Below are 15534 nucleotides of genomic sequence, written 5' to 3'. Positions count from 1 at the left end.
GTCGCTCCGAACGAAAGGTTTCATCATGGGAATCGTCGACAAGGCAAAGAACGCAGCAGAAGACGCCATCGGCAAGGCCAAGGAAGTTGTCGGTGACGCCACCAACAACAAGGACCTCGAGGCCGAGGGCAAGAAGGACCAGGGTTCGGCCGGCGTGAAGAAGGTCGGCGAGAACGTCAAGGACACCTTCAAGTAAGACTGCACCACTCCACACCCGGGCGGCGCCGGACCCTCAGCGGGTCCATCGCCGCCCGTGGTGTGTCCGGACACTGTCGGGTTCGACGCACACCTCGCTCGAACCGACCGAACGGACATGTTTCTTCCGCGGGTCCGCGGACCATCACTCCTTCGAGCATCCGCTCACTCGATCGCCGGCCAGGACCGGCGACATCGCGAAAGGCACCACCATGACCGACACCACCACCCACGCACACACCGGACGTCGCCGTGCCGGAGGCTTCGTCTCGAAGCTGTCTCTCCTGATCGCGCTGCTCCTCACGATCGCACTGGTGATCTTCATCCTGCAGAACACCGTGCACACGACCATCAACTTCATCGGGTGGAACTTCGATCTGGCACAGGGTGTCGCACTCCTCGGTGCCGCCGTCGTCGGTGCCGTCATCGCCTGGACCATCTCGGGCGCGGTCCGGGTCCGACGCGCCGTCAAGTAGCGCGTCACCGCGGCGATCGGACACCCTCTCGTAGGAGTTGTTCGATCGCCGCAGCGGGCATCGGGCGCGCCAGATGGAAGCCCTGTGCGAGGCGACCGCCGCATGCGCGATACGCCTCGGCCTGCTCGGCGGTCTCGATGCCTTCACCCACCACGTCCACTCCGAATGCAGTGCCCAACAACACGATCGCGGCCACGATGGCGTGTGGTCTCGCACCGGGTAGCGCGTTGACGTACGACCCGTCGATCTTGAGACAGTCGAAGATCGGATAACGGTCCAGATACGCGATGCTGCTGTGGCCGGTTCCCAGATCGTCGAGTGCGAACGACACCCCCATCGCGTGCAGCGCCTCGAGAGTGGTGGCCACGCGGGCGTTCTCCTTCACCCACACGGTCTCGGTGATCTCCAACCCGAGACGCGTCGCCGGCAGGCCGGTCGCGTCGAGAGTGCGTCGGACCGACTGCACGAAGTCCGGATCGTTGAGCTGGTGGGCGCTCACGTTCACGCGTACCGAGACGTCCTCGGGCCAGCGCACCGCATCCGTGCACGCGGTCTGCAGTGCCCACAGGCCGAGGTGTCCGACCACGCCGGTGCGCTCCGCCACCGCGACGAACTCACGAGGCGAGACGCTGCCGAGTGTCGGATGATCCCAGCGAGCCAAGGCCTCGGCGGCGACGACGGCGCCCGTCACGAGGTCGACGATCGGCTGGTAGACGAGCCGCAGTTCGCCGTCCACGAGAGATCGTCGGAGGTCTGCGGCGAGTCGGAACACGCGATCGGCCTCGTAGCGATCGCGCACGTCGTACACGTCCGTGGTCCCGGGAGCCGTGCCCTTGGCGCGGTACATGGCCAGATCCGCGCGGCGCACCATCTCCTGCGCGGAGGGCACATCGTCACCGGCCACGGCGATTCCGATGCTCGCACTGAACGGGATGGGCTGATCGCTCTGCGGATCGACGGTGGCCAGCGCTGTCGAGATGCGCACCGCCCGGCTCCGCGCGTCGGCCTCGTCCACCACGTGGTCGCACACGACGAGAAATTCGTCGCCGCCCAGCCTCGCCACCGTGTCGCCGACCGCCACCGTGCGCTCGAGCTTGCGCGCCAAGGTGATCAGCGCCGCGTCTCCACTCACGTGTCCGAGGCTGTCGTTGACGGTCTTGAAGTCGTCCAGGTCGGCCAGCAGGACCGCGACGGTGGTCTCGCTGTCCGCGGCGCGAGCCACGGCCTCGTCGATACGTCGGTACGCGAGCGCTCGATTGGCCAGACCGGTGAGCGGATCGTGGAGTGATCGGTACCGCAGTTCGTTCTCGAGCTCGATACGCCGGATCGCCGCGACCAGGATGTCCGTGGCCGTCCGCAGGAACGTCACGTCCCGATCCGTGTACTCCCGCGGAGCCGCGCTGTGCACGGCCAGCACCCCGGGCCGAGGCGTGGAGTCGAACGGGACGCAGACGGTGCTGAGCAGTCCGCGCGAGCGCATCGTCGTGGTGTCGAATCGCGACTCGGTCCGCGCGTCGGAACAGATGACCACCGTGCCGGAGGAGAGGGCGAGGCCCGGAGCCGAGCGGGTACCGGTTCCGAACACCTCGGGCCGCTCGCTCACCCCGCTGTAGGCGACGACGCGCAACGCGGTGCGGGTGTCGTCGAGGCGTGCGATCGACGCGCACTCCGTACCCATCAACGACGAGGCGGCGCTGGTCGTCGCGTCCAGAATGGTCGTCAGATCACCGTCGACCGCGAGCCGCCCCAACAGGCCGACAGCACTCTGCTCGCGAGCCCGGTGGGCGGCCGATTCCAGGACGTCGGTGAGGGCGCTCTCGTGACTGGTTCGCAGCCGTCGATCACGCATGATCGACGCGATCACCGGCTCGTCGCGCTCACCCGCGGGAACCAGGAACGTCGAGATGGAGACCGGTACGGGTTCTCCGGTGTCGAGCCGCCGGAGTTCGCCGACACCCTGCCAGTGGCCGGTGGTGTGCAGCGATCGTTCCACGTCGGGCGCAGCGAGCAGACCGACGTCGGAGAAGAAGTTCGCCGTGGTCAGGCGGAGCACGGCGTCGAGTGACGGTGCGCCGACGAGCGCGAGGCCCGCCGGGTTCAAGTGGAGGATGCGGCCGTCCCGTGCGGACAGGGACACCAGCTCGGGCGCGTTCTCGAACACACCCGTCAGAAGGGCGGGGTCCAGGCCGTCGAGCGCCACGAACGACCTCCGAAATGGGAAACGACCGGCGTCTCCGGCCCGATCCACTCGGGTATCCAGAGAACGCCGGTCGAAACCACTCGTTCGTCAGATCAGTGCTGCCGTCACCGGCAGCGCGTCGTCACTCCCCGCGCGGAGGAAGCTTCGCCTCGACACCGCCACCGTTGTGCTCGGGGCCCGAGTCGGGGTGACCCGCCGGCACGCGGTTGCGGAAACGAGCCGCCTCGCTGGGCTTCGACGAGGAACCCCCGACGCGCTCGCCGCGGTACGGTCCGGGCTTCGGGGCCATCTTGCCGCCGGGGAAGGCGAGCCGAATGATGGTGCGCTGCACCGATCCCCACTGCTTCATCAAGGGGCCCGAGTTGTACGGAAGCTGGTAGCGCTCGCAGATGTCCTTGATCTTCGGCGCGACTTCCTTGTACCGGGTGCTGGGCATGTCCGGGTACAGGTGGTGCTCGACCTGGTAACTGAGGTTGCCACTCATCAGGTGGAACAGCGACGAGCCCTCGATGTTGGCCGCTCCGACGAGCTGGCGGACGTACCAGCCGCCGCGGGTCTCGTTCTCGGTCTCTTCCTTGCTGAACGTGTACGCCTGGTCCGGGAAGTGACCGCAGAAGATGATGCCGTGCGACCACAGGTTGCGGATGATGTTGGCGACGAAGTCCGCCGTCACCGTGGCGACGAAGGTGCGTTCGATGCCGGCACCGTGCTTGTCCAGAACCTTGGCCACGGAGTTGGTCGCCTTCGACGAGCTCAGCGAGCGCAACCGCGCACCCAGCTTCGACTTGCCGGCGCCCGAGACGCGTCCACCCGAGACGACCTGCACCGCGCCGTAGGCGAGCGCACTGACCGCGGGCCAGCCGATGTAGTCCTTGACGATCTGACGGCGCGCCTTGGTCCCGATACCGCGCAGATCGGTGAGCAGGTCCTTCATGGGCTTCTCGCCCTTGCGGATGGCCTCGATGTCGAGGTCGTGGAGCGCGACGCCCCACTCGAAGAAGGCCATCAGCAGCAGGTTGTAGAACGGCTGCGCGAGGTAGACGGGCGACCACGGCTGGTTCGGGTCGATCCGCATGATCTCGTAGCCGAGATCCTTGTCCTTGCCGCGGATGTTGGTGTACGTGTGGTGCACGTAGTTGTGCGAGTGCTTCCAGGCCTCGGCGGTGGACGCGGTGTCCCAGTCCCACACCGACGAGTGGATGTCCGGATCGTTCATCCAGTCCCACTGGCCGTGCATGACGTTGTGGCCGATCTCCATGTTCTCGAGAATCTTGGCCACACCCAGGCAGGCCGTTCCGGCCACCCAGGCGGTGCGGCTCTTGGAGCCGAAGAGGATCACGCGCCCCGCGACAGCGAGCTGGCGCTGCGCCGCGATGACCGTGGTGATGTAGTTGCGATCGCGCTCACCGAGGTCGGCGTAGACCTCGTCGTGAATGGCGTCGAATTCCTTGGCAAGCTGTTCGATGGTCTCTTCGCTGAGATGTGCGAGCGGACTCTCGATGGACACTTCGGTCTTTTTCCCGGTGTCGATACTCATGACGAACCCTCCCTGTTACTGCATGTGAATCGGTCTCGTCAGAGATCGATTTCGATATCTCCCTCGGCGGTGTTCACGCAGATGCGTACCGCCTGCCCCGTAGGCTCGGAGACTTCCCCATTACGTAGATCTCTCAAACGTCCCTTCTTCAGGGTTCCGGTGCAGGTGTGGCAGATGCCGATCCTGCAACCGAACTTGAGATCCAGCCCCGCTTCCTCCCCGGCCGCGAGAATGGGTGTGCCTCCGTCGCATTCGACGTCGGTGTCGCTACGGATGAAGCGGACAGTGCCGCCCTCTCCTTCTTCGTCACCGCCACCGATGACGGGTTGGAAACTTTCGTAGTGGAATTTCTCCGGGTCACCCTCGGATTTCCAGTAGTCGCGCAGATCGTCCAACAGGTCGCCTGGACCGGAGCAGAATGCCTCGCGCTCACGCCAGTCGGGGCACAACTCGTCCAGATCGGTGGCTTTCATCCGACCTCGCTCCTCGGTCACCCGAAGGTCGAGACGCAGCGACGAGTGCTTGCGATCGAGGCGCTCGAGGGTCTCGGAGAACATCGTCTGGTCGCGACTGTGCACGGAGTGGATGACCACGACGTCGTGCATGGCGTCGAGGTGGTCGAGTTCGCGCAACATGCTCATGATCGGCGTGATGCCACTGCCCGCGCTGATGTAGAGCAGTTTGGCGGGCACGGGATCGGGGAGGGTGAAGACTCCCTCGATCTCGCTCAGTCGCACGATGTCGCCCGGCTTGATGCCCTGCACCAGGTACGGGGACACCGTGCCCTCGGGAACCAGCTTGGGGCTGACGGAGATCAGGCCGTGGTCGCCGTGCGGGTCGGAGGTGATCGAGTAGGCGCGCCAGTGATAGCGGCCGTCGATGACCACGCCCAGTCGGAGGTACTGGCCGGGCTGGTGCCCACCCCAATCGTACCCGGGCCTGATGAACACCGACACCGCGTCGGTGCCTTCCCTCTCGACCCGGTCGACCTTCCCGCGGAGCTCCTGGGTGGTCCACAACGGATTGATCATCTCGAAGTAGTCGTCCGGCCTCAGCGGGTTCGACAGATGTTTGAATGCCTTGAGCATGGTTCGGCGGAGTACCGAAACCTGGGGTCGTGCGCCGCGTTCTGCCACAGGTCACACGCTATCGCCACGGCGCGGATCCGCGTCCGTAAACGGACGATTGTGGACAGAAACGAGTCCGTTTCGCTTCCGTCGTCTCGGTGGACGAAGATTCGTGTCCGAGGTTTGGATGCGAGCGTCCTGGTAGCCGCCCGACGGGCGGCGGACGTGCGACGACGAGGGGTGAACTGTGCCGATCGTGGACAACGCCGTGTACGTGCACGGGGCGCGTACCGACGAGCCGGAGAGTCTGGATCGCACGTACGAGCTCCTGCGGGCGTGCGGCGGCATGGCGTGGATCGGGCTGTATCGTCCCGACAAGACCGAGATCAACTCGGTGGCAACCGAATTCGGGCTGCACCGATTGGCGGTCGAGGATGCCGTCCAAGCGCACCAGCGGCCCAAGCTCGAACGCTACGGCGATCAGTTGTTCGTCGTCCTGCACCCCGCGCGCTACATCGACGAGACCGAGAAGGTGGAGTTCGGCGAGCTCCACGTGTTCTGCGGTCCCGATTTCGTCGTCACCATCCGCCATGCCGAGTCACCCGACCTGGGCGTGGTCCGTAAACGGCTCGAAGGTGCGCCGAAGCTGCTCGAACTGGGAACCGAGGCCGTGCTGTACGCGATCCTCGACCAGGTGGTCGACGAGTACGAACCGGTCGTCGCCGGTCTGGAGAACGACATCGACGAGATCGACGACCAGCTGTTCACCGGCGACCCGGACGTCTCCCGTCGCATCTACGAGCTCTCCCGCGAGGTGATCGAGTTCCAGCGCGCGACCCACCCGCTGGTGTCGATGATCGAGGCCCTCGGCCGCGGCTCGGAGAAGTACAACGTGGACATCGAGCTGCGGCGCAACCTGCGCGACGTGCTCGACCACGCGATCCGCATCACCGAGCGCGTCGACTCGTTCCGCGCCAACCTGCAGAACGCCCTGTCGGTGCACACCACCCTGGTGGGTCAGCGGCAGAACGACGAGATGCGTGCGATGACCCAGGTGAGTCTGGAACAGAACGAGCAGGTCAAGCGGATCTCGTCCTGGGGCGCCATCCTCTTCGCGCCGACTCTCATCGCCGGCATCTACGGCATGAACTTCGAGCACATGCCGGAGCTGAGCTGGACGTTCGGCTATCCGGCGGCTGTCAGCGCGATGCTGGCCGCGTCGTGCGTGCTGTACATCGTGTTCCGGAGACAGAAGTGGCTCTAGCCCCGTGCGGCTCAGCGCAGCCGGCCCGGCGCCAGGTCCTCCGCGGTGACGCCCCGGTCGGTCACATCGGCCGGTAGCGGCTCGCCGCGGACCAGCGCCGCACCGACGCGCGCCAGTGCCGCGCACGTCTGGATGCCGTACCCACCCTGACCCGCGCACCAGAAGAAGCCCTCCACGCTCGGGTCGAACCCCACCACCGGTGTGCGATCGGCGACGAAAGAGCGCAGACCGGCCCACGACGACCGGACACGGCGGCTCGTCACCACGGTCGCCTCCGTGATCTCGTCCAGGGCGCGGGCGATCTCGAGATCGTCGGGCTTCGCGTCACCGGGCGGGCACGGTGTCTCGTCGGCAGGGGAACAGAGCAGACGGACACCCTCCGGCTTGATGTAGAACGACTCGTCCATGTCGCTGATCAGCGGGTGGTGGGTGTCGGCGATCTCGGGCGGCGCGTCCATCACGGCGATGGTGCGTCGTCGCGGCTGCAGGCCGATCCTCGGTACGCCTGCGAGGTCGGCCAGGTCGTCCGCCCAGGCACCCGCCGCGTTCACCACCACCGTGGCGACGAGAGTGTCGCCGGTCGAGAGATCGACCCGCCACTGCTCGCCGACGCGGTCGATCGCGACGACCCGCGCCCCGGTACGAACGGTGCATCCGCGGCGGCGTGCTCCGCGCAGGAAGCCCTGGTGCAGCGCGTCGACGTCCATGTCGAGTGCGCCCGGTTCGACGATGGCCGCCTCGACTGCCGCAGGCCGCAGGAGCGGCGCCCGGTCCACCGCCTCGGCAGTCTCGAGAAGGCGGGCATCGGGAGACAGCGTCCGCAGAGTCGTGAACATCTCCGCGAGAGCGTCGCCCCGACCCGGACGTGCGAACTGCACGAAGGGGCGCGGAGTCATGACCGTTCCGCGCACCATGTCCGGCGGGTCCACGAGGAAGGCCCTGCTCGCCGTCGTCAGGCCACGGATGACGTGGTTGCCGTAGGTCTCGAGGAACATCGCAGCCGACCGCCCGGTCGAGTGCATCGCCAGGGTCGACTCCCCTTCGAGGAGACACACGGTTCGATCGGACGAGAGTTCCCAGGCGAGCGAGGCACCCGCGATACCGCCGCCGATCACCAGTACGTCGAGGGCTCGAGAGGCGACATCGGTGGTCATGGCGGTCGAGGGTAGGCGGCCCGTGTGGAAATCGGGCGCCAGGGGTACCCCGTCCCGCGCGCAACCGTGCGCGCACTCGAACATCGGGAGCCGTCATGAACACAGCTGTCTGGATCGTCATCGCGGTCGTGGTGGTGTTGCTGCTCGTCGCCGTCGGCGTCGCACTGTCGAAGAAGGCGAAGCAGAAGCGCGTCGAGCAGGCCGGTGAGATCCGGGAGCGGGCCGCCGAGCGCAGCGCGGAGGTGGAGCGGTCGGAGGCGCTCGCGCAGAAGTCCGAGGCCGACGCCCGTCGTGCGCAGGCCGAGGCGGACGCCGCGGCAGCGGAGGCCCGCATCGCGCAGCAGCGCGCGCAGGAGCACCAGGGCACTGCCGCCACCGGGCGTGACGAACTGGACCGTGAGTGGGAGCGGGCGAACAAGCTGGACCCGACCGTCCACGACGACGGCACCCCGCGTCGACAGGACGCGAACGCGGCACAGCAGAACCAGAATCCCGCAGACCGGAACGTCACGGACCGGAACGTCACGGACCGCACCACCGGTCTCGGACACGCCGATGCGCCTGTCGTCGGCCCGCACGACACTCCGGGACGCCACGAGCGCTGACGTCAGTCGCCGGGGCGCACTGCCTCGGTGACCCGCTCCGCTGCCACGGCTGGATCCTCGTGCTCCCAGATACGCACGACGGTCCAGCCGGCCTCGTCCAGTCGACGATCCGTGTCGCGATCCCGAGCGACGTTGGCAGCCAACTTGTCCGCCCACCACTGGGCGTTGTTGCGCGGGTGGGTGGCGTGCTCCGGGCAGCTGTGCCAGAAGCATCCGTCGACGTACACCGCGACTCGGCGACGCGGGAACACCACGTCGGCCCGTCGTCGCATGCCCTTCAGTGGGGCCTTGTCGACGAAGTACCGCAGTCCCGCTCGGTGCAGTTCCTTCCGCAAGGCCACCTCGGGCTTGGTGTCACGCCGCTTCTGTTTCTTGAACCGGGCACTGGTCGCGGCGTCCGTCGGCGGCGTCGCCCGAGCGTCGGGCGTCATTCGTCGTCGTCGATCTCGGACCAGCTGGGGGCGAACCTGTTGCGCCGCTCCACTTCCGAGTGCACCACCTCGACGAACTCCTCGAACGAGAGCGTGGTGCGGTCCGGCGGACGGCCGTTGCGCGGCGGCGCCTCGTCGACGTCGAAGAAGCGCACCTCACCCCGGTACGGGCCGTCCGGCTCGTAGAGACCGATGAACACCTTCTCGAACAGGTCGTAGCGGGTGTCCTCGGCCCCGAGGTCGACCCACGCACGGCCCGGCATGCCGACGACGGGGCGCTTGCCGCGGCCCGACCGCTTGGACAGCGTCGTGACGTGATGCGCGAACGAACTCTTGCCGATGTCGCTGCTCTTCGCGGGATCGCCGTCCTCGCACGTCGACCAGGGCTCGAACATCACGGCGACGAGCACGCTGTACGGCTGGCGCTGGTGCAGCACCATCGCCTCACCCCGCAGTTCGTGGTCGTTGCGCACGATGTTCTTCGTCCAGCGGCCGAGCCGACCGGACGTGGGGCTGTAGTCCTGGAAGCTGTAGGTCTTCACGGACACGCAGAGGATGAGGCCGAGCGTCGGATCGAGTGCCTTGACGTCGAGCCGCTTGCGTCCCTTCGCGACGTCCACCTGCGCTTCCTGGCCCATGCCGTGCGCGTCGGGCGTGATGGACGGATACCGAGGCCTCAACGCATCGGCGACCACCTGCGCGAGGTTGTTGGACAGGCGCTGCGCGTAGTTCTTCTTCTCCCCGCGGTCGGCATCGGGCGCGGGACGGTCGCCGGCGAAGTCGAGTGCGAACGTCAACGGGAACATCAGGCCACGCGAACGGGTTCGGGGACGACGGGATCGTCGGTCATCCTGTGCAGGTGCGACTCGACCGTGTCGAGGAACCCGGGGGCGAAGCGCAGCCGACCCGAGCGTGCGCGCTTGAGGAACCCGGCAGTGGCCCTGGCGGACAACAACTTCGACTCCTCCAGGAATCCGCTCAGATCCTCGTAGGGGTGCTGGACCGGCCAGGTGCTCGCGGGTACCCGGAACGCGCGACGGTCACGGCCCCACGCGGCCGACGGCCAGCTCTGGCCGGGTACGAGCTCGGTGTCGGACCCCTCGTCGTAGGGAGTGCGGGTGGCCAGCTGCTCACCGACCCACGTCGCCATGCGCACGCTCACGGCGTTGCCGACCAGCTTCCACCGATGCCCTGCCCGGACACCCGGGGACTCGACGGCGGGGGCGGTCCACCCGGCGTCGAAACCCTGCAGCCGCTCGGCGTCCGAGATGCCCGGGGTGACCAGCTCGCCGGACGGGAGCCGGACGGCCGGGGGACTGGCGATGCCGAGAGTCGACCCGCCCTTGAGCGTGGGCACCGCGTTGATCGCCCAGCCCAGCCCGCGCACCCCCTCGGTCCAGTAGAAGCCGCACGGGAGGACGTCGGCGTCGCCGGCCTCGGGGATACCCGCGTCGGGTCCGAAGAGCACCTCACGCGGGTCGTCCGTACGTGAGGCGAGCATGACGACGCGCTGACGCCGCTGGGGCAGGCCGAACGAGCGAGCGTCGACGACGCGATACGCCCACATGTAACCGAGATCCTCGAGCGCGTGCGTGATGTGCCGCATCGCCGCGCCGCGGCCGAGCTGCAACATGAAGGGCACGTTCTCGATCAGCAGCCACCGGGGACCGCGTTTGCGGGCGACGAGTCGGAAGACCTCGTCGACCAGACCCGACCGCGCGCCCGTGATGCCCGCCGTGCGACCGGCCTGCGACAGGTCCTGGCATGGGAAACCGGCTGCGACCAGCTCTGTTCCGGTGGGGAGCGCCCGCAGCGTCGCGACGTCGGTGTGCAGCGGCACGTCGGGGAAGCGCGAGCGCAGCACCGCCCCCGCGCCGGCGTCGATCTCGCAGAGCTGAGTGGTGGACCATCCGCTGCGCGCCAGGCCCAGCTCCAGACCGCCGATGCCGGCGAACAGGCCGACCATGGCACCCTGGCTGGACACGCGTACCCCCGCTCACCGTCGTGTGCGACGGCGGCTCCGGACACCGACGTCGATCTCGAGTGAGGCTACTCGAGAACACCGACACGGCGTCCGACCGAGAGGGCGACACCGCTGTGAGCAGCGCCCGCAGACGGGGGCGTGGTGCGCCGACTCACGCCCACCGTCGATGAAAACCCTGCTCGTGACCGTTTCATCTCGCGAGAACGGGGCACTCGGTCGCTGACGGGGACGGGGATTCACAGGCAATTCGCCCGGCTCCGGTACTTGTCGTGCTCGTGTGATCTACCGTGAACGCGTGACCACACCCACCGCCGATTCCCTGTCGTCCGCCGACGTGACGGGCTCGTCGTGGCCGGCCATCCTGACGTGGCGCGCGCACAGCGCCCCGCGTATGGAGTCGGTGCGCGTCCAGCTCAACGGCAAGCGGATCAAGGCCGCCGGCCGGATCATCGGCGGCGAGTGCGACGAACACCCGGCGTTCTCCGCGTCGTACGACCTGGTCACGGACGAATCGGGAGTGACCAAGCGGTTGTCCGTGCGCGCGGCCGTCGCGTCGGGGGAGAAGCAGGTCTCCATCAGTCGCGACTCCGAGGGCTATTGGCTCGTCGACGACGGGTCACCGACCCGCAGCTCGTTCGGCGGTGCACTCGACGTCGAGCTGGTGTGGAGCCCCTTCTTCAACACGCTCGCCATCCGTCGTCTCGGCCTGCAGACGAACCCGGCCGATCATCAGGTGCCCGTCGTGTACGTCGGTCTGCCGGTCCTCACCGCCCGCGCGGAGACACTGTCCTACAGCCGCGGGCCGCACGAGTTCGAGGTGGTCTCGCCCGTCGGGACGTCGGCCGTGAGCGTCGACTCGGACGGGTTCGTCGCCGATTACCGGGGACTCGCCGAGCGCATCTGACGGGTCGGACCGTCACGCCCGCCGGGGCAGCCGCTGCACCACACCGCCGCGGCGACCGGCGTCGACGAGGTCGCCCTGCCAGGACGGCGAGCCGACGACGACGTCGGTGATCTCCCACCACTGCAACTGCTCGTCGTAGCGCAACCGCGCCGCATGGCCCGCGGACACCAGTGTCTCGGTCGACGCGTCGGCGACGAGAGCGTCCCTGGCGCTGTGCAACGCGGCGAGCGCCTCGTCGAGCGCGTCGACCAGGGCGGGCGCGTTGGCATCACACATCGCGCTGACCAGGGCTGGAGCTGTTCCTGCCACACGGGTGCCGTCGCGGAACGAGCCGGCTGCCAGCCGCAACGTGAGCTCCCCGCCCTGCGCGCCCACCGCGGCGAGTGCTTCCGCCAGCAGATGCGGGAGATGGGACACGCGGGCGACGGCGCGATCGTGGTCGTCGGCTCGGGCCGGGACGACGACGGATCCGGAGGACAGTGCGAGATCGGCGACCGCGAGCCAGGCGTCGGGATCGGTGCCGTCGTCCACGGTGACGACCCAGACCGCGTTGCGGAAGAGATCGACGTCGGCCGCGAGCCACCCCGAGGCGGATGTGCCGGCCATGGGATGTCCGCCGACGAACCGAGCGCCGAGTCCGGCACGTGCGACCGCGGCCGCCATCTCCGCCTTCACACTGACGACGTCCGTGAGCACGCAGTGCGGCGCGTGCGCGGCCACCGATTCCAGGACGGTGTCGACCGCCGGCATGGGCACCGCAACGACGACGAGAGCGTCCTCCTCGGCGGCGCGCTGGAGGGCGGAGGCGATGTCCGCCGTGACGTCGTACCCGTCGGCGCGAGCGGCGTCCACGGCACCGGTCGATCGGTTCCAACCCCATGCCGGGCGACCCGAGTCGACCACGGCGCGCAGTAACGAGCCCCCGATGAGGCCGAGGCCCAGGACGCAGACGGGACGGTCGGGTGTGTTCACCGGGGGAAGATTTCCACATCGGCACCGTCCGCCGGGTGCACGACACCGAAATCTCCCGCTGTTTCCCCTGAACAGGGAGGTCTGCACGCCGGGGCGACGGTGTGGGACTACGGTTGCGCGCATGGCTGCACAGCGCGGAGGCAGTACCTCGTCCCAGAGTCGAGGTGACAACCGCTCCGACGACTACGACGATCTCGAGGGGTTCGCCATCGCGGTCGTCCGCGAGGAGGGCACGTGGACGTGCCGGCCGTTGTCCGCGGACGCCCTGACGAGTCTCAGTGCCGCCGAGACCGAACTTCGTGAACTCCGCAGTGCCGGTGCGGTGTTTGGGCTCCTCGATGTCGACGACGAGTTCTTCGTCGTGCTGCGTCCGGCACCGTCGGGCACGCGGGTCCTGCTGTCGGACGCCACCGCGGCGATCGACTACGACATCGCGGCCGACGTCCTGGACCGACTGAACGTCGATGTGCCCGATCTGGATCCGGACGAGCTCGACGACGTCGAGCCGTGGGACGAGGGCGATCTGGATCTGCTGAGCGACATGGGTCTTCCCGAGCCGGTCCTCGGCGTCATCCTGGCCGAGTCCGACCTCTACCCCGACGAGCAGCTCGGCATGATTGCCGCGCGACTGGGATTCGCCGCGGAGTTCGCCGCGGTGCTCGACAAGCTGCCTCGCTGACCGTGGTGCCTCTCCACCTGCGTGACGTCTGGATGCGTCGCGCTCTGGAGGTCGCCCGCACCACGCCGGCGGGCGACGTTCCCGTGGGTGCCGTCGTCGTGAACGCCGACGGTGACGAGATCGCGTCCGCGGTCAACGAACGCGAACGCCGCGGGGACCCGACCGCCCACGCGGAGGTGCTCGCGCTCCGCGCCGCCGCCGAACGGCACGGGGACGGCTGGCGACTCACCGGATGCACTCTCGTCGTCACGCTGGAGCCCTGCACGATGTGTGCGGGCGCGGCGGTGCTCTCGCGAGTCGACGGGCTGCTGTTCGGGGCCTGGGAACCGAAGACGGGCGCCGTCGGCTCGCTGTGGGACGTGGTGCGGGATCGGCGTCTGACGCATCGACCGGAGGTGGTCGGCGGCGTCCTCGAGAGCGACGCGGCCGGTCTGGTTCGGGACTTCTTTCGAACCGCGAACGACGTTTGACGCGATCCGTCGACGGGGTATTACTGCCCGGTAGAACACCAGGCGCGACGTTGCGTCGCCCGCCCCGCCGAAACGGAGGGGTGGATGACATGTTCTTCCGCTTCGAAGGAGCACCACATGGGTCTCGACGACAAGATCGGCAACAAGGCAGAAGACCTCAAGGGCAAGGGCAAGGAAGCTGCGGGCGATGCCACCGGCGACCAGGACCTGAAGGCCGAAGGCCAGGGCGATCAGACTTCCGCAGCGTTCAAGGACGGCGCGGAGAAGGTCAAGGATGCAGCGTCCAACATCAAGGACAAGCTCACCGGCCACTGAGTCACCCGCGTTGTGACTCCTGACGTCGCGATTTCGGTTCCGCGCCACCCATCCGGTAACGTATCCGCCGGTGGCGTGTCCGAGCGGCCTAAGGAGCACGCCTCGAAAGCGTGTGACGGGTAACCCCCGTCCGAGGGTTCAAATCCCTCCGCCACCGCCATGAGCCCCCCACCTGCCTCGGCAGCTGGGGGGCTTTGTCGTTCACCAACTTCGGGTACACCGACGAGATGAGAAACATGAACGCGATGGAGAACCGCACCCTGGGACGCACCGGACGGCAGGTGTCGTGCGTCGGACTCGGCACCTGGCAGTTGGGAGCCGACTGGGGCGACGTGTCCGAGCAGGACGCCGTGGCGGTGCTCGACGCCGCCGTGGACAGCGGCATCACCTTCTTCGACACGGCCGACGTGTACGGCGACGGGCGCAGTGAGCGGGTGATCGGCGGATTCCTGGCCGATCGCGGCCTGCGGGACACCGTCACCGTGGCGACCAAGATGGGTCGACGCGTCGACCAGGTGCCGGAGAACTACACGCTCGCGAACTTCCGCACGTGGGTGGACCGGTCGCGCGGCAACCTCGGTGTCGACACCCTGGAACTGGTGCAGCTGCACTGCCCGCCCTCCGCCGTGTACGGCGACGACCAGGTGTTCGATGCCCTCGACACCCTCGTCGAGGAGCAGGCGATCGCGCACTACGGCGTCAGCGTGGAGACGGTCGCGGAGGCGCTCGAGGCGATCCGCCGACCGAACGTGGCCACCGTGCAGATCATCGTCAACGCCTTCCGGCTCAAGCCCGTCGACGAGGTGCTGTCCGTCGCCGCCGATGCCGGAGTGGGCATCATCGCGCGGGTGCCGCTTGCCTCGGGCCTGCTCTCGGGGAAGTACGACGAGTCGACGACGTTCCCCGAGAACGATCACCGCAACTTCAACCGCAACGGTGAGGCCTTCGACGTCGGCGAGACGTTCTCGGGCGTTCCGTTCGACACGGGCCTTGCGGCGGCTCGTGACTTCTCCGCCCTGGTCGCGGACGCGGCTCCGGAGGGTACGCCGCCCGCCGCCGCCGCCATCGCGTGGTTGTGGCAGCACCCGCAGATCTCGACGGTCATCCCGGGAGCCCGCAACGTGGACCAGGCTCGTGCCAACGCCGAGGCGGGGCGCGTCGCGCTTCTCGGCGCCGAGTTCGATGCCGGCGTGCAGAGCATCTACGACCGCTACCTCCGGGACGTCGTTCACTCGGCGTGGTGACGGACGCTTTCACAGGGGATTCCCAGGCCGCAGCGGT

General features: G+C 68.1%; 17 protein-coding genes and 1 tRNA gene. 10 read left to right on the top strand and 8 right to left on the bottom strand.

What is annotated here, in order from left to right:
• Positions 1–25 precede the first annotated feature (25 nt).
• Both OG947_RS10240 and OG947_RS10235 read left to right on the top strand, forming a co-directional pair.
• Positions 26–196, top strand: coding sequence for a CsbD family protein (locus OG947_RS10240; protein WP_027506598.1), 171 nt, complete (start codon positions 26–28; stop codon positions 194–196).
• Between the two features lie 211 nt (positions 197–407).
• A complete protein-coding gene (locus OG947_RS10235) occupies positions 408–671 on the top strand; it encodes a lipopolysaccharide assembly protein LapA domain-containing protein (protein ID WP_056443214.1) in 264 nt (87 codons plus the stop codon).
• Positions 672–675: 4 nt separating this feature from the next.
• Here OG947_RS10235 and OG947_RS10230 read toward each other — a convergent pair whose 3' ends face one another.
• From OG947_RS10230 to OG947_RS10220, 3 genes are all read right to left on the bottom strand, one after another.
• The gene (locus OG947_RS10230; RefSeq protein ID WP_328813848.1) at positions 676–2871 is read right to left on the bottom strand and encodes a putative bifunctional diguanylate cyclase/phosphodiesterase; all 2196 of its coding nucleotides are present in this window, start codon (positions 2869–2871) and stop codon (positions 676–678) included.
• A gap of 121 nt (positions 2872–2992) precedes the next feature.
• A complete protein-coding gene (locus tag OG947_RS10225; protein WP_037186465.1) occupies positions 2993–4408 on the bottom strand; it encodes a fatty acid desaturase family protein in 1416 nt (471 codons plus the stop codon).
• Between the two features lie 38 nt (positions 4409–4446).
• Positions 4447–5544, bottom strand: a complete 1098-nt coding sequence (locus OG947_RS10220) for a ferredoxin reductase (RefSeq protein ID WP_027506602.1) — start codon at positions 5542–5544, stop codon at positions 4447–4449.
• 178 nt (positions 5545–5722) lie between these two features.
• Between OG947_RS10220 and corA the strand changes: the two genes are divergently transcribed.
• Positions 5723–6739, top strand: a complete 1017-nt coding sequence (gene corA, locus OG947_RS10215) for a magnesium/cobalt transporter CorA (protein ID WP_328813847.1) — start codon at positions 5723–5725, stop codon at positions 6737–6739.
• Positions 6740–6750: 11 nt separating this feature from the next.
• On the opposite strand, the gene OG947_RS10210 is transcribed toward corA, so the two are convergent.
• Positions 6751–7893, bottom strand: coding sequence for an NAD(P)/FAD-dependent oxidoreductase (locus OG947_RS10210; RefSeq protein ID WP_328813846.1), 1143 nt, complete (start codon positions 7891–7893; stop codon positions 6751–6753).
• Between the two features lie 95 nt (positions 7894–7988).
• On the opposite strand from OG947_RS10210, the gene OG947_RS10205 reads away from it, so the two are divergent.
• Positions 7989–8498: a hypothetical protein gene (locus tag OG947_RS10205; RefSeq protein WP_051613553.1), complete on the top strand. Its 510-nt coding sequence runs from the start codon at positions 7989–7991 to the stop codon at positions 8496–8498.
• Between the two features lie 2 nt (positions 8499–8500).
• Here the strand turns inward: OG947_RS10205 and OG947_RS10200 are convergent, their stop codons facing one another.
• From OG947_RS10200 to OG947_RS10190, 3 genes are read right to left on the bottom strand one after another with little or no spacing between them, the layout of a single operon-like run.
• Positions 8501–8929, bottom strand: coding sequence for a very short patch repair endonuclease (locus OG947_RS10200; protein WP_027506605.1), 429 nt, complete (start codon positions 8927–8929; stop codon positions 8501–8503).
• Positions 8926–9735 (bottom strand): hypothetical protein, encoded by an 810-nt coding sequence (locus tag OG947_RS10195; protein WP_328813845.1) that lies wholly within the window; start codon positions 9733–9735, stop codon positions 8926–8928. Before OG947_RS10195 ends, OG947_RS10200 begins: the two co-directional genes overlap by 4 nt.
• The gene (locus OG947_RS10190) at positions 9735–10895 is read right to left on the bottom strand and encodes a DNA cytosine methyltransferase (protein WP_442973125.1); all 1161 of its coding nucleotides are present in this window, start codon (positions 10893–10895) and stop codon (positions 9735–9737) included. The genes OG947_RS10195 and OG947_RS10190 overlap by 1 nt, the downstream gene beginning before the upstream one ends.
• Positions 10896–11208: 313 nt before the next feature.
• Between OG947_RS10190 and OG947_RS10185 the strand changes: the two genes are divergently transcribed.
• On the top strand, positions 11209–11817 hold the full coding sequence (locus tag OG947_RS10185) for a putative glycolipid-binding domain-containing protein (protein WP_269320107.1): 609 nt from the start codon (positions 11209–11211) through the stop codon (positions 11815–11817).
• A 12-nt stretch (positions 11818–11829) separates the two neighbouring features.
• On the opposite strand, the gene OG947_RS10180 is transcribed toward OG947_RS10185, so the two are convergent.
• Complete coding sequence (locus OG947_RS10180; RefSeq protein ID WP_328813843.1) at positions 11830–12789, bottom strand: prephenate dehydrogenase; 960 nt, start codon at positions 12787–12789, stop codon at positions 11830–11832.
• A gap of 121 nt (positions 12790–12910) precedes the next feature.
• Here OG947_RS10180 and OG947_RS10175 point away from each other — a divergent pair, with 121 nt between their 5' ends.
• The 5 genes from OG947_RS10175 to OG947_RS10155 all read left to right on the top strand — a co-directional run bounded on the left by OG947_RS10175 (position 12911) and on the right by OG947_RS10155 (position 15497).
• Complete coding sequence (locus tag OG947_RS10175) at positions 12911–13468, top strand: tRNA adenosine deaminase-associated protein (RefSeq protein ID WP_328813842.1); 558 nt, start codon at positions 12911–12913, stop codon at positions 13466–13468.
• Between the two features lie 32 nt (positions 13469–13500).
• Positions 13501–13938: a nucleoside deaminase gene (locus OG947_RS10170; RefSeq protein ID WP_027506609.1), complete on the top strand. Its 438-nt coding sequence runs from the start codon at positions 13501–13503 to the stop codon at positions 13936–13938.
• 117 nt (positions 13939–14055) lie between these two features.
• The gene (locus OG947_RS10165; RefSeq protein WP_222633433.1) at positions 14056–14253 is read left to right on the top strand and encodes a CsbD family protein; all 198 of its coding nucleotides are present in this window, start codon (positions 14056–14058) and stop codon (positions 14251–14253) included.
• Positions 14254–14322: 69 nt separating this feature from the next.
• Positions 14323–14413 (top strand) — tRNA-Ser (locus OG947_RS10160).
• Positions 14414–14480: 67 nt separating this feature from the next.
• Positions 14481–15497 (top strand): aldo/keto reductase, encoded by a 1017-nt coding sequence (locus tag OG947_RS10155; protein ID WP_328813841.1) that lies wholly within the window; start codon positions 14481–14483, stop codon positions 15495–15497.
• Positions 15498–15534 lie beyond the last annotated feature (37 nt).

The sequence above is a fragment of the Rhodococcus sp. NBC_00297 genome (assembly GCF_036173065.1).
Classification (GTDB): Bacteria; Actinomycetota; Actinomycetes; order Mycobacteriales; family Mycobacteriaceae; genus Rhodococcoides.
This window is presented reverse-complemented; position numbering and strand designations above follow the sequence as displayed.